The organism is Thermoplasmatales archaeon (assembly GCA_014361245.1).
GTDB lineage: Archaea > Thermoplasmatota > E2 > UBA202 > JdFR-43 > JACIWB01.
This window is the reverse complement of record JACIWB010000034.1, coordinates 1-14,278: the sequence shown is the minus strand read 5'-3', so window position 1 is coordinate 14,278 and position 14,278 is coordinate 1. Positions and strand designations below refer to the sequence as shown.

Sequence of the window (14,278 nt, the reverse complement as noted above, 5' to 3'; positions counted from 1 at the left end):
TTGCCATAACTGAAGGAGATGTAAATGATTCCTCTCTTTTTGAAGATTTTATAGAGCATATACCCGCTGGCTCTACAATTTATGGAGATAAAGCATATTTTTCAAGAAAGAATTATAATATTGCTGAAAAGAAGGGAATAATATTTCATTCCCCTCCTAAGAAAAATGCTTTAGCTAAATGTAAGAGTTAAAGAATTTGCAGAGGAAGTTAAATTGTATAATAGGATATGAAAAATGGGCAGAAATTATAAAGAAAGATTTAACAAAGAATATGTTTTTTCGAGATTAAAAACAATATTTGGAAAGCTTAAGAGCAATTACTCTTACAGGAGTTGCTATTACTCTCATGAACATGATTACTTTGTGCAATAAAGTAATTTAAAAAATAGCTTTAAGAAATAAGTAAAAATGATTAAAGGCAAAAATAGCAAGGATTACCCTAATCTATTCTACAACCCCGAAATCCAAAAAGTTATAAGGGCTTCATTTTATTGTAATTATGCTTATAAATGCATCTCCTTCTTACATATATTGGCAGGGGAAAATTCAGAGAGTTAGTGATATGCATAATCCATATTTTCTTTTAATTTTTCCAGATGAATTAGATATAGAGGAAGAAAAGAAGAGGCTATATGAACTAATCAAAGGAGATGAAAAAATAAAAGGAATTGGAGAGACAGAAGAATACAATTCTTTTTGGGATTTTGAAAAGAAAAGGAAAGTATCGAAAATATATGTAAGTCATCCTTCCCATGTGCCCGAGGTTAGTGATAAATTGTTTAACCTTGGCTTTTATACCGCAGAGCATGATATACCCTACCATGAAAGAGTTTTAACTGATCTAGCATCTCAAGGTTTCTGGATTTTTGATACAAAGGGTAAAGAAAGGAAAATAAATGTAACTGTTTATGATATAGAAATAACAAAATATGGCCAGAGAGAGGCGCCTATTGATATTATAGGCTATTCAAACCTCAGCATTTCTTTTGTCTCAAACAGCAATCTCAAAGATGAAGATTTCTTCTTTCAGATAGTTGATATGCCCGAGAATGAAGGCAAAATCGAGCAGATGATAGCGAATGATGAAAATGAAGAAATAAAGAATTTGCTTAAATTTTGTGATATTGCGAGCAAATCAGATATAATAGCGGGGCATAATATACTCGGCTTTGATAATCTACAAATAGAATCAAGAATAAAAAATTTATTGCAAAAATCAAGCATTCTCTCTGATGAAGAGGTAAAAAATTTCAAGAATTTTATTGATAAATATACTAGAAGAGATCAATCCTTTCATTTTGGAATTGCAAATGATGTATCAATATTTTATCCATCAAGTTTTGATACATATCTTGCGGCTAGAAAATTTTATCCTTTGGAAGATTTTAGCCTTGAAGGAGTTGCAAATTTCTTAGGCGTTGAGATAAAGGATAGAATAATTGTATCTCTTGAAGAGATGGCTTTAGACGAAAGGACAATCAAATATAATGAGCAGGATGTGATAGAGGAAGTAAGAATTTTCTTAAGTCTTATTCAGCAGGGTCTGCCGCTCGCATTCACAACAGGTATGCCTTTTGAATTGCTTTTTCCCGCGGGTGCAGTCAAGATGTGGGACTATATGGCAATGATAAGAGCAGGATATCATAAAAAAATCATGCCTCCTCTCTGCAGAGTTTATGATATTGCAAAAAAAATTGGGAGTTATGGAAGCAATAAAAAAGAAATAGCGGAAAAAATAAGGAAAGAAGGAGCCAGCAAAGATATTATAAGAGTTGTTAAATATGGAGAGGAAATGCCTGAATGGGTTGAATATCCATTTCTCATATGTGGGGAAAACAATGAAATTGCATATCATTTTCCAGGAGGGATGACGGTTAAGCCTGATAGAGATGCTAGGAGCCATTTTATTCCATGGTTTAAGGTGATAGTGGCTGATGTTGGAGCAATGTATCCAACAATATTGAGAGCATTGAATGCGGGAGCTGATACTGTTATGATAGCAAATGATGAGCCGGATGAATGGGTATGGCTTAAAAGAGTTCCTGAAAAATTTATAAGCATTAAAAAACCAGTTTATAGGGAAGGAGGGGAGGAATTTGTTGATAAAGGATTCCTTATTGGAGTAAAAATATCAAGAAAGCCAGGTGTAATAAATCTTGCAATGAGAGGAATGATGGATTTTATAAAAAAGATAAAAAAGGAGATGAGGGAAAAAGAGGGAAAGGAAAAAAAGAGATTGCAAATGATGTATCAATCATTGAAGGCAGCGAGAAATGCTGGCACACATGGCATATTGTCTGCGCCGATGGTGGCGTGCAGGCAGTTTAATCTCTGGGGTGCAGCGCTTATAACAACAAAGGGGCAAGAGATTTTATATGATACCCTGCAAACTTTAAGGCAGGGGAATGCGAGGGTTGTATATGGGGATACTGATGGAATATATGTTGCATGCTCTCGCTCTGCGTCAGAAAGATTGAGAAAAGCACTTGGAGCTGAATATGGGAAAGAAGACTGGATTTTACAGCCATCAGAAGCTTATGAAATTATAGAGGAATGCAATGATAAATGGAGAAAAAAATTACAATACGACGGCTTTGAACTTGAAGCAGAAGAATATGAGGCAATGATATTTGTTAAGCACAAAAATTACCTAATTTTTGATATTGAAAATGATAAAGTAAAGATGATAACTAAAGGAAACAATTTTAAAGGAAGTGATAAGCCAGATATTGCAAGAATTATTCTTGAAGATATAATGATAAATGTTCTGAAGGAAAATTTGAGCTGGAAAGACGAAGAAAAGGCAAGAGAAAGTGTGAAAAATTCAATAAAAAATATTACAATGGAGAAAATTAAAAACCTTGATATTGAAAATTTTGATATAAGTGCCTTTTCCCTCATTCAATCAGTTCAACCACACAAAAGATATAAACCGAATTTAGATGGTTCTTTATCTGTTTATGGGGAACGCTCCGCAGCCCTTGAAAAATTGATAGGAAAAATAAATGCGAGAAGGAAATTTAGATTTATTATAACAAAAAAACCATTGCCAGGGATAAGAAAACCAACAAAAAGCGGTTTAAAACCAATACACTATATGTATCCTTTAGAGCTTTTAAAAGATAGAAATGAAATAGATATGGAATGGTATAGGGAGATGATTAAAAATTTTGTAGAAGGTGCATTTGGACTGCCAAATATTGATGTAAAAAATCAATATGGACTTGATAAATGGATGTAAAAAAGGAAAAGAATCATCTAATTCTGCTTCATTCTAAATTGAGGATGGATATATTAAAACATATTTTTTTCCACCTATCTCCTCAACAAGTTCAAAAATTAAAGAATATTTTCCATTTTTTATCATAAAACCTTCATTGCTAATGACCCATCTACCGCTTTCATTTTTTCCTTTCCTGAAATATATATTTTCAAGCCATATTACTTTTTCATTTCCTCCCTTTATTTTATAAAATATGCAACTCCCATCGCCAGTTATTTTTCCTTCCTTTTCTGGATTGAAACCAAAAGCAACAAAATCAACTTTTTCAGGCAAATTTAAATCAAATTTTCTTTTATCACCGCTTAAATCTGATGGATTGGAAACATCTCTTGCATCTCCACTTGCAACCATTATTTCTATTTCGGATAAAACATAATCTATCTGATTTTTAACATCAGCCTCCGCCTTTAAAATTTCCACTTTTCTCCATGATAGATAAAATATTGAAGTTATAACAAAAACCAAAATTAAGCTGATAAGCACCCTTATCGGAATGGCAAAACCTCTCCTATTCATTTTTTTCCTCAACAATTGGACAATATGGACAGGAGGAGCATGGCAGTGGCGCAAAATCGGCAATTGGCATCTTTGGAGGGGTTACTGCAAAGAATAGTGTTGCAAATGAAAAAGTAACATTCTTATTGTAGCCTATGGTGGTATTGCTAAGCGGGTCAATAACTTTTCCATCTTTCCTTTTTAAAACCTGACTTTCGTATCCAAATAATTGATTTGCAATGCTTTCATTTGAATCTTTTAATGTGAGATTGAATGAGCCATTTACATTTATATACCATACATTTATTGTAACAACCCATGGAGTAACTGGAGTTGGAAGGACTGGAAAACCAGTTGGGAATATGCAAATATTTGTAAAATTTTTATCTTGATAATCTGGATCGCAATCAACAGCAATTGAAATACTTTCATTCCATTCTCCCTCTATTTTCATATCAAATATCCCAATATTTATAGATGAAAAATCGACTTTTAAGCCCTCAATTTTTTCATATTCAAATCCATATTTCTCAATTTTTTTATCTAATTCTTTTTCCCAACTCAGTGATTTATTCAATTCCTCTTCTATTCTATTTAGATACCATCTACCTGTCTCTGAAATAGCTTTTGCACCAGCACTTTTATATAGATTTGATTCTTTGTAATAGTTATCTGTAAAACTTTGATATTTTTCCTTATTTTCTCTGAATTTCTCAAGCAAAAATCTCCTTTCTTCTTCTATCGAACCCAGATTTGGCAAATTGGTAGCGTCGGAATTTTCCAACATTTTACTTTTATATATTTCCTCATCTTCCTTAATTAAACCCAAAATTTCTTCAAGTTCCTTAAAAGCCTCTATCTTGACCCAAGCAACATCAACCATATCAGCCAATTCATAAGTTTTTACACTAGATTCATAATTTCCATTTAAATTTTCCATACAACTCTCCCTGAAATCTATAAACTCATTTACAAATAGCTTAAGGCCTGTTTCAAGATTATCATCCTCATGGAATGCATCCCTACAATTCAAGATTTTACTATGAAATACATCCTCTATATCTCTTATATCTGGCTTATTAATTCTGAATGAAAATTTACCGCTTATATAATGTGTTACAGTTGATGTTATTGTTTGGTTTCCTTCCTGATATACATACTCCTCATATCTCTTAAATTCAAATTCTACGGTTTCCTCATGCGGTAACGAAGGCAAAATATCTGGCTGTATCTTATTTTCCCATCTTTCATATACTTTTTCCCATTCCCCCCACCAAACCAAATTTCCTTTTTTATTTCCTCCGTATCTCTCATTAAATTCTATTACCTTTTTCTCCGCTTTAAAACTCACTCTGTAAATATTATTTATAATTCTACTTATATTTTCTAAAGTAAAGGAATTAACTTTATTTTTATTTAGGAAAAAGCCGCTTAATACATATTCTTTACCATTTTCTTCGATTTCATAATCCTTATATTCATCCTTAATTATTTTTTCATTATAACTAGTATTCAAATACTCATAATTTCTCTCATATAATAAATCTTCGGCAATTTTTAAAACTGGATTTCCCTGCTCACTTTTGCAATCTTTTAATTTTTTGGTCCCATTTCTATAAATTTCTTTAAAATCAAATTCGAAATCTTTTCCAAGCAAATCTTCTTCAGAAAATTCAATGGTGGAAGAGGGGGCATCATCTAAAAAAATTTTTCCTAAACTTGAAGATGTTTTAAATGTGGAAACAATGTCGGCGCTGTTAAAAATCAAAAATTGATTAACAATCAATCCAAGATTTGTTATTGGGATTAAGGAACAATTATTACTTACTATATTTTCTATATCCTCTGCCCCGTATTGGAGGAGTGCTCTTATTTCTGTGACACCCATTCCTAAAGATGTAACAAATGTCATCAACGGCTTAAATTCACCGTTTATACTATCTTCATAATCTATTACTAATTCCATCAGCAAAGGAAGGCGCGAAGGTATTAGCGAGGATATCTCCAAATCCTTCTCATATTTCATATCTCTTTCCAAATCATGTATTTCTATTCTTATTCCATTAACAACGGCTTTCCAATAAACTGTATATTCCTTGTCTTTTATTCCCAAAAATTCTATGCTTCTATTCAACTTCATTTTTATATCTTCCAATCTAATATTTTCATAGGATGGCAAATCAATAACATTTATTGCATAATTTCCTATCCTATATCTATCATTTTTAAATATTACTTCAAGATAACCATTGAATTTATTTTTAATTAAGTCTCTTGTCCAGTTTTTATTATAATTCATTATTTTTGTTCTATCTAGTGTATCAAAAAATGGGTTTTCCTCGCCAGCATACCTTTTTGCTAATGTATAATTTATTTCATCCCCATCTTTTGGTAAATAAAATACAGGGTTGCTTCCTACAATCTTCATTGCTTCAAGCGTGCTGTATCTTAAAATTCTTACCAATTCCTGCTCAAAGTTTAATATAGCATATTTCATTGAGGATGCTTCTATTGTTTCAGCATGCTTTAAAGAATATTCTCTCTGCAGATTTGAAACAATTGAAGAAGTAAATATTGCTCCTATCAAAAGAAAAACACCGAGCAAGGAAAAAGGAACTCTTCCTTTATTATCTATCTTATCACCTCCATATCGCAAGCTCTACTTCTGCCCTGCAAAAATCAATTTTTTCTAAAATCTCCTCTATTTTATCATAATTTTCATCAATAAAACTATTTATGCTATTTTTTACAGATTCACTCATCTTTTCACATAGGTTTGAAAATTCATCCCCTATAAATTCATTAAATATCCCATCTAAAAATTTTTCACTTTTTTCATTAAAAATAAAATCAGATAATCCCTCTCTAAAATAGTTGAAATACTCATTTAAATTATCTTCAATAAATTCTTCCACAAATTTATCCAAATAATTCTTAATTCGCTCCCTATCAATTTCATTCTTTATTTTTTCTATTTCCAACCCAAGAGATGTTATAAATGATGGAGGCATTAAAATTGAAAGGCGAGATGAATAAACACTTTTATCAGGAATTTCTTCCCCTATGCTTATTTTCCCCCCAAAATCAAATCCAACAATAGGTTGCCATATTGCAGTGAAATTGAATTTGTATCCTTTCAGATAATCTCCTAAAAATTCCTCTATTTCCTTCTTAAGATTCCTCTCGAAATCATTAACAAAAAAGTTATAATTTTTTCCCTCACATCTTATCTGGCATAAGAGATATGCTGAAATAAGCTCCCCATAGGATGCATGAATTGGCTCCTTTCCAAAAAACTTTTTCATTAACCCTCCAATGAACCCCCCTACCTCTAAATCAAATAAAATATATTCAAAGTCATTCGTGTTGCTATTCAAAAAGGTGTATAGTGCTTCATTAACCTTCTCTTCGCCCTCCTTCTCCTCATAAACCCGCGCCATCTTCCCCCCGAGTAAGGCAGGCGCCACCGCAAGCGCAGCAATTGATACAATTATGCAAAAAATAATTGCATCCTGCATGATTGAAATCCCCTTCCTTCCTATTCCCATAAAATCACCGTTATCCATCCATATTCTATTTCAGCATCATTTAGCATAACTGGCATGCATTTTGACGCAGAAATTGCATTTTTCCCTTTATTTTCCCCTATTTCAAAAATTTCATCTTTAAATTCCAATCTCAAAAGAAAATCCTTTCCTATTATATTCTTGATTTCTTCATAATTTCCCTCCTTAATTTTTTTAGCATCTATACATCCATTTATAATTATTGGGCTATTTTCCTGTGTCAATTTCTCAATTAAATAATTTGCATCCGCATATCCATCTATTTTCTTAATCATATCTCTATAGGAAAAATACACATTAGCTATTAAGGAAAAAAATATACATAGAGCTACCGTTACTATCGCGAGAGAGGGAAGTGCTGTAAATTCCTCTGATGCTCTTTTATCCTTTATAAACGATAACATATTCATCACAATACCTTATTTTTTCTAAAAAAATCTTCTCTCCAGGATAAATTATAAATGGCTCAGATGAGAAAAATTTTATTGACCCCGATAGATTTTCTTTCAAATAATCTTCAACACTATATCCTAAACTATATTTTTCCTCCATAAATTCCTCCAGTTCCTTCCCACTCCTCCATTCCCATCCATCACAACGAGGATATACTTTTATCAACAATTTTTTATGCACTTCTATATTTTTTTTCAATTTTCCATCATTTCTTACAATTGTTATATATTCCGAGGATAGTCTTACCTCATAACTAAAATTTTTATCTGGAAATGTAAATGTTTTATATCCCGGAAATTCCATAAGATCTACAGAATAGATAGCTGAGGCAAAATTTGAGACAATATTTTTTATCTCCGCTTCTTTTACCCAGTCATTATAGAATGCAAAACCCGCAATGCTTGCCAGAAGAAAAGATGTTGCCAAAAACAAGCTGAGCTGGGCAAGCAGCCACGATATATCTCCCCTATCCTTCAATCTGTATTTCAACATACTTTTCCCCATCCTCTTTTTTCAACTCCAAATTCAAAATTTTTTTTCCAGGATAAATTATTTTTTCGCACCTAAACTTTACATTAGAGGATAGAAATATATTTTCTCTCCATTTCATAACTATTTTAATATAATTTTCACCTATTTCAACAAAATTTACCTCTTTCCCTAAATTTATTTCCAATGATTTTTTTGTGCCCTCCTCTGCCTGTGAAGCCATGATGGTGCCCTCATTTATGATTTTATGGATTTCTGTTTTGGCTTCTTCTATTTTGTATTTTTTCCATGTTTTATAGAAGGCGAGGGAAATAGCTGAAACGGCGAGAAAAGCGATGATGATTGCAACGATGTATTGAAGGGGCAATTCCAGAACTCCTTTACTCATTTTCTAACCATCCTTTTCCCAATTGTGAGAGAAAGAAAAACTATTCCGAGGAGGGCAAGAAATGGTGGGGATGAAACAAAACTTTGATATCCTAGAAAAACAATTATCGCCACAATTATTAAAGTTATGCCAACTAAAAAACTAGTTATCTCTATTGGTAGTATGATTCTTTCAATCCTTCTAGTTGATATTTTATTCTCTATTTCCGCCAATTTTTTCTCTATCTCATTAAATTTACTGTTTTCTTCTTCGAGAAAAATTATCGGTTTAGATCTTTTAATTTCCTTCTTTTCATAAAAATTTACATCTTCGCCAGATAATCTTCTTTCTATTGCATCAATTCTTTTATCCAATGCTTCAACATTTTGCTCTATTTTTAAAATCCATCCTCTAAGCTCCGCATCCTTTGCATGCTCATTTTTATCTTCTTTCTTGCTTTTTTTTAACATTTCCTAACTATCTTTATTTGCTCTTTCCCTTCATATTTTTCATATCCAATTGCACTAACTTCTATATCTAAATACCCTTCATTTCCATCTAGCTTTGGCATAAATGAGATTATTGCTTTTCCATCCTGAGTTTTTGCAGAAGCCACGCTTCCTAAACCCTTGATTATAACACTTGCTCCATCAATAGCTCTAAATTTTTCATCAGTTACACTTACCTCCATTAAAATTTCATTTCCATCAAATTCATAAAAATCTTTATCCCATGATACAACTAGGCTAGGAGATGGTTTGAGATTTTGAATGTAAGCAACAACAATAAAAAGTGCAAATAAACCAATTATTAAACTAACAATCGTTTTTAATGGCAAATCAATTGTTGCCCTAGAATTCATACTCTTACTATCAAGATGCCTTCCTCATCGGCAAAATCCTGATAGCCAGATGCCTTAACCTCTATTTTCAAATAAACTTCATCCTGATTTTCAGCAAGTTCAGCATTTTCAACTTTTACTTTCGCAACCCCTGTTTCATTTGTTTTTCCACTCCCTACAGCATTGGCACCAATAATTGTGACAGTTGCTCCTGTAATTGGCTTTTTGCTATCTTTTTCACGAACTTCAACATAAGCTGTAAAATCAATGTTTGTTATTTTTTCTCCACCTGTAGAAGTTACTTTAACCAAATAGCCATCGCTATCCTTTACTTTCTGCACATTCCCTTGGATCTTAATGCATGTTGCTTCCATTGGCTTATCAAATGTAACATATTTCATCATTGCAAGAACCGCTGCAAGAACAGCCACTGCAATCACCACTATAATTATCAGATGCATTGGCAAACCTTCTACTCCTCTTTTATCTTTAAATAAATTCCCCCTTACTCTCATCATAAAAGTATATATAAAAATTATTTATAAATTTTTTTTTGAATAAAGGCGCTGTTAAATTTAGCATTGCATTACCTCCTGCAATGCTACTATAAATCTTTTTCATGTTCATTATCCATTTTTACCCCTCTACAATAAAAAATTGGGGAGTTGTTGGATAAACTCTGATGGCTCTGTATCCAATTATAATAGAAAACATAAATGGAAAACCAGAGCTTCACATGTTTTATTTTTATCTCCTGCTTGGAAAATAGTTATCAAAATGTTCTATCTTTTCAGTACCAAATATGCCCTTCCATCTGTTTCGCATTGCACAATGAGGCTTTTATCTGAGATGCTATTTTCAAATACATCTCTTAGCGGCAATCTGCACAGATTATAGAAATACGCTGTAAAGTATTATTTCCACTGGATTTATCTCCCATAACGAGATATTTTTCTTTCAATAATTGCATCCCTTTGCATTTATCACCAAATGCTTCTATGGGATGGGATGCATATTTTTACCGAAAATTTTGGTTAAGTTAAAAGCACCAATTTCACATAGAAAATTTTAAGTAGATTTTTATATTGAAAGTTTATAACAATTTAAATTCCAAAGGTGATACAAAATGAAAAAAGATAATAAGGATGAATTGAAAAAAAAGCTTCAAGACTTGGAAGAAGTTCTTAGATATAATGAGGCAATCCTTGAGGAAATTTATGAAACACAGGAATCAATGTTTTCTATATTCGCTGACCTTGTTAAATTGATAAGCAGAATGTATCAGGAAATGAAAATAGATGATAAAGAATTAAAGTTATGTATGAACAGGTTAAGAGAAACCTTTATTGATGAAGGAGAATACTTTATAAAAAAGGAGATTAATAAAAATAATGATTTCTCGGTTGCATATACATAAGATATTTGCAGAAAGATTATCGCAGGAGATTAAAAAAGGAAATGTAAAAAGCAAGGATGATGTAGTAAGAATAAAAAAATTAATAGCAAGGGATTTAGGAATAAATGTTCCTCCAAATTCAGAAATATTGCCTTTTGTAAAAGATGAAGAAATAAAAGAAATTTTAGTCAGAAAACCTATCAGAACGATTTCGGGTGTTGCAATAGTTGCGGTAATGAGCAAGCCTTTTTCCTGCCCCCACGGGCGGTGCCTGCCTTGTCCTGGCGAGCCCCCGCAGAGCGCGCAGAGTTATACAGGATATGAACCTGCGTCGCTGAGGGCGAAAAGGAATAATTTTGACCCATATCTGCAAGTAAAGGACAGGCTGAGGCAACTCTCTTGCATAGGACATCCGAGCGATAAAATTGATTTAATTATAATGGGTGGAACTTTTCCTGCAAGAGATTTTCTTTATCAGGAATGGTTTATAAAGAGATGTTATGATGCAATGAATGATGCAAATTCTGAGGGCATTGAAAAAGCAAAAAAATTGAATGAAAAAGCAAGGCATAGATGCATCGGTCTCACTATTGAAACACGCCCTGACTGGTGTAGATTGCAACATGTTGAAAAAATGCTTGAGTTTGGGGCGACAAGAGTTGAGCTTGGAGTGCAAATTCTTGATGATAAAATTCTTTATGAGATAGATAGGAGACATACAGTAAAAGATGTTATAGATGCAACGATGTTATTAAAAAATGCTGGTTTTAAGGTATGCTATCATATTATGCCCGGCCTTCCTTACAGCAGCATGGAAAATGATATAGAATGTTTTAAAAAAATTTTCATTGATGAAAGATTTCGCCCTGATATGTTAAAAATTTATCCAACTCTTGTTGTTAAATCATCTAAATTGTATGAAAGATGGAAAAAAGGAGAATACAAGGCAATTGAGGAGAGTGAGGCGGTTGAAATAATCTCAGAAATGAAGAAATATGTGCCTGAATGGGTTAGAATACAGAGGGTGGAAAGGGATATACCTTCTAATCTGGTTGAAGCTGGAGTAAAGAAGAGTAATTTAAGGGAATTAGTGAAAAAAAGAATGGAAGAAAATGGCCTAAAATGCAGGTGCATAAGATGCAGGGAAGTTAGAAATAGAAAGGTTGAGGATGTTGATTTGATAAGGAGGGACTATATAGCGAGCGGTGGAAGAGAGATATTTCTCTCAATAGAAGGCAGGGAAGATGATGTAATTATTGCATACTGCAGGCTCAGGATAGCAAATAATTTTGCTATTGTCAGAGAATTAAAAGTTCATGGTCCGATGGTTGAAATTGGAAAAAGAAATTATGAAAAATGGCAGCATCGTGGTTATGGAAAAGTTTTGATGAATAAAGCTGAGGAAATAGCCGAAAAATCAAAAAAGAGAAAAATTTATGTTTTAAGTGGTGTGGGTGCAAAAGAATATTATCGCAAAATGGGCTATAGTGATGATGGATTTTATATGAGTAAAAATTTAGGTGAATAGAGATAGATAGGGCTTTATCAAATAAGCGGCTGCGGATATTATATAAAAACCTGCAAGAGTTAAATAAAAGCTAACCCATAGTTCATTGTTTTCAAGACTTACAGGGGAGAAATCTGATTTAAATAATTTATAAAGCATCCTTGCAGTTGGTATAAAAAGAATAAATAAAGCAGACATTTCTATAGGAAATAGACCAATTTTTATATATAGGCCGAGAAGAATGAAGGCAAAAATTGAAAGAATGAGAATTATAAAGGATAGATTTTTTATGCCATGATAGACAGCAGGCGTAATTATGCCATGCTTTTTATCCCCCTCAATATCATCAAAATCTTTTGTATTCTGCCAAGCAAGAACCCATATAGCAATTACACTCCCAAGAAGCCATGGAATTTTATCAAATACATGCTCAGGCAAAACCACGCACCACGCAGCGGGCACAGGGAGCAACCCACGAGATATCGCAAGAGATGCAGTATTCAGCCAGAGTCTCTTTTTTAGTCTAAATGGCTCGAGGTTATATAAAATTCCCGAGAAAAGGAAGACGAGCATGAAAACTCCATAATATGTATTGATTATAAATCCAATAATAACTGTAAAAATTGAAAGAATGAGAGCCATTAACTGGGCTTTTTCTATGCTTATTTCTCCGCTTGCAATCGGTCTATATCCTTTTTTGTTCGCCCTGTCAATTTCCACATCCTCAACTTGGTTCATTATTTGTCCAACCGCCTGTGCAAAAGATAGTGCGAGAGACGCGAAAAATATTTTATCAAAATTCTGCCAGAATATATCCAAGCTTTTATAAACTGATAGCTGCAATAAAACACCAAAAAATATAGATATAAATGGGGCGATTAGAGTGAATGGTCTCATAAGCATTAGCCAGGGTTTTATTTTCATAGAAATCAAAGATAAATAAAAGCACTATTTTAAATGTTTTGGTTCAAAAATAGAATAAATAGGGGAAGATTAGAGCCAGTCAATGCCTATTGTAAGCAGCGAGGCGCCAATTATGAACTGTGCATTTGGTATTCCATAGCCAATTTTTCCAAAGTCAATGTATGCTCCAACAAAGCCACATATTATCATTGTCTGCGTCCCTACCATATCCCAGTATTCAATCCTTGGTGGAAGTAAATGAAAACTGAGAGATGCTGTATAGCCGAGAAGGAAATACTGAATTATTATCGGGCGGAACATAAAGCCAAGAAAAGCCTCGCCAGGATATAAAGGAATAAATGAAAATCCGCTGCCAAAACTTATAAGAGGAGGCATCAAATCAAATTTAGGATTTAAAAAGTTTGGTATAAAACTTGTAACAAAGCTTGCTGGTAAAATTCCAAGTTTTACAAGTTCATTTAGAAAATCTTCAATAATTTGAATTGCTTTATTCCTCTCTTCATCATTTGAAGAACTTTTTATTATTTTTACCGCTTCCTGAGCCTTTTCATATTTCGATGCTATTCTCTGGGCGTCGCTTTCAACTATTTGCACTGTTTTCTTTGCACTACCATTTGGAGAGATTATTGTTACTCCAACTGGCATTTCTTTTTTATTTGAGCCAGCACTTATAAACGGTGTAGCCACTAATGCAACCATTACCGCAAGAGCAAGAGCTTTTTTCCCCCATCTCATTTATATCACCTTACAATGAAATCGCAAATCAATATTTATTTATTTCGCCCATACAGGAGTTGTCGATTAATCAATTCCATTTAACATATTCATAAAGAAAATTATAGGGATAAAAAATAGTCATATATGTCTGGAGGTTATGGCAAATTGCCATTCCAATTACATGTTTCCTTCTCATATCTTCTTTTTTAAATCTGGAAAATAGTAATCTTTTTGTTTCTA

Annotated in this window: 16 protein-coding genes; 5 read left to right on the top strand and 11 right to left on the bottom strand. The window is 32.8% G+C overall.

Annotated features, from left to right (window positions below):
* The 3 genes from H5T45_05875 to H5T45_05865 all read left to right on the top strand — a co-directional run.
* On the top strand, positions 1–191 hold a 191-nt coding region (locus tag H5T45_05875; protein MBC7129241.1), incomplete at its 5' end, for a transposase.
* Between the two features lie 43 nt (positions 192–234).
* Positions 235–372 (top strand): hypothetical protein, encoded by a 138-nt coding sequence (locus tag H5T45_05870; protein MBC7129240.1) that lies wholly within the window; start codon positions 235–237, stop codon positions 370–372.
* A 190-nt stretch (positions 373–562) separates the two neighbouring features.
* Positions 563–3,241, top strand: a complete 2,679-nt coding sequence (locus H5T45_05865) for a DNA polymerase elongation subunit (family B) (GenBank protein ID MBC7129239.1) — start codon at positions 563–565, stop codon at positions 3,239–3,241.
* Between the two features lie 33 nt (positions 3,242–3,274).
* Here H5T45_05865 and H5T45_05860 read toward each other — a convergent pair whose 3' ends face one another.
* Genes H5T45_05860 through H5T45_05820 form a run of 9 tightly spaced genes read right to left on the bottom strand, consistent with a single transcriptional unit; the run spans position 3,275 to position 10,012 of the window.
* Positions 3,275–3,799, bottom strand: a complete 525-nt coding sequence (locus H5T45_05860) for a hypothetical protein (protein ID MBC7129238.1) — start codon at positions 3,797–3,799, stop codon at positions 3,275–3,277.
* Complete coding sequence (locus H5T45_05855) at positions 3,792–6,434, bottom strand: hypothetical protein (protein MBC7129237.1); 2,643 nt, start codon at positions 6,432–6,434, stop codon at positions 3,792–3,794. Before H5T45_05855 ends, H5T45_05860 begins: the two co-directional genes overlap by 8 nt.
* Positions 6,418–7,326, bottom strand: a complete 909-nt coding sequence (locus H5T45_05850; protein ID MBC7129236.1) for a hypothetical protein — start codon at positions 7,324–7,326, stop codon at positions 6,418–6,420. The genes H5T45_05855 and H5T45_05850 overlap by 17 nt, the downstream gene beginning before the upstream one ends.
* Positions 7,317–7,754 carry a hypothetical protein gene (locus H5T45_05845; protein ID MBC7129235.1) on the bottom strand — a complete coding sequence of 146 codons (438 nt, stop codon included), beginning with the start codon at positions 7,752–7,754 and terminating at the stop codon, positions 7,317–7,319. Before H5T45_05845 ends, H5T45_05850 begins: the two co-directional genes overlap by 10 nt.
* A complete protein-coding gene (locus tag H5T45_05840) occupies positions 7,726–8,289 on the bottom strand; it encodes a hypothetical protein (GenBank protein MBC7129234.1) in 564 nt (187 codons plus the stop codon). Before H5T45_05840 ends, H5T45_05845 begins: the two co-directional genes overlap by 29 nt.
* Positions 8,264–8,674 (bottom strand): hypothetical protein, encoded by a 411-nt coding sequence (locus tag H5T45_05835; GenBank protein ID MBC7129233.1) that lies wholly within the window; start codon positions 8,672–8,674, stop codon positions 8,264–8,266. Before H5T45_05835 ends, H5T45_05840 begins: the two co-directional genes overlap by 26 nt.
* Positions 8,671–9,123 (bottom strand): hypothetical protein, encoded by a 453-nt coding sequence (locus H5T45_05830; GenBank protein MBC7129232.1) that lies wholly within the window; start codon positions 9,121–9,123, stop codon positions 8,671–8,673. Before H5T45_05830 ends, H5T45_05835 begins: the two co-directional genes overlap by 4 nt.
* The gene (locus H5T45_05825; GenBank protein MBC7129231.1) at positions 9,117–9,515 is read right to left on the bottom strand and encodes a hypothetical protein; all 399 of its coding nucleotides are present in this window, start codon (positions 9,513–9,515) and stop codon (positions 9,117–9,119) included. Before H5T45_05825 ends, H5T45_05830 begins: the two co-directional genes overlap by 7 nt.
* Positions 9,512–10,012, bottom strand: coding sequence for a hypothetical protein (locus H5T45_05820; protein MBC7129230.1), 501 nt, complete (start codon positions 10,010–10,012; stop codon positions 9,512–9,514). Before H5T45_05820 ends, H5T45_05825 begins: the two co-directional genes overlap by 4 nt.
* A gap of 608 nt (positions 10,013–10,620) precedes the next feature.
* On the opposite strand from H5T45_05820, the gene H5T45_05815 reads away from it, so the two are divergent.
* Both H5T45_05815 and H5T45_05810 read left to right on the top strand, forming a co-directional pair.
* Positions 10,621–10,911 carry a hypothetical protein gene (locus H5T45_05815; GenBank protein MBC7129229.1) on the top strand — a complete coding sequence of 97 codons (291 nt, stop codon included), beginning with the start codon at positions 10,621–10,623 and terminating at the stop codon, positions 10,909–10,911.
* Positions 10,886–12,418: a tRNA uridine(34) 5-carboxymethylaminomethyl modification radical SAM/GNAT enzyme Elp3 gene (locus H5T45_05810; GenBank protein ID MBC7129228.1), complete on the top strand. Its 1,533-nt coding sequence runs from the start codon at positions 10,886–10,888 to the stop codon at positions 12,416–12,418. Before H5T45_05815 ends, H5T45_05810 begins: the two co-directional genes overlap by 26 nt.
* On the opposite strand, the gene H5T45_05805 is transcribed toward H5T45_05810, so the two are convergent.
* A complete protein-coding gene (locus H5T45_05805; GenBank protein MBC7129227.1) occupies positions 12,407–13,321 on the bottom strand; it encodes a UbiA prenyltransferase family protein in 915 nt (304 codons plus the stop codon). The genes H5T45_05810 and H5T45_05805 overlap by 12 nt on opposite strands.
* A gap of 69 nt (positions 13,322–13,390) precedes the next feature.
* Positions 13,391–14,056: a hypothetical protein gene (locus H5T45_05800; protein ID MBC7129226.1), complete on the bottom strand. Its 666-nt coding sequence runs from the start codon at positions 14,054–14,056 to the stop codon at positions 13,391–13,393.
* Between the last annotated feature and the right edge of the window lie 222 nt (positions 14,057–14,278).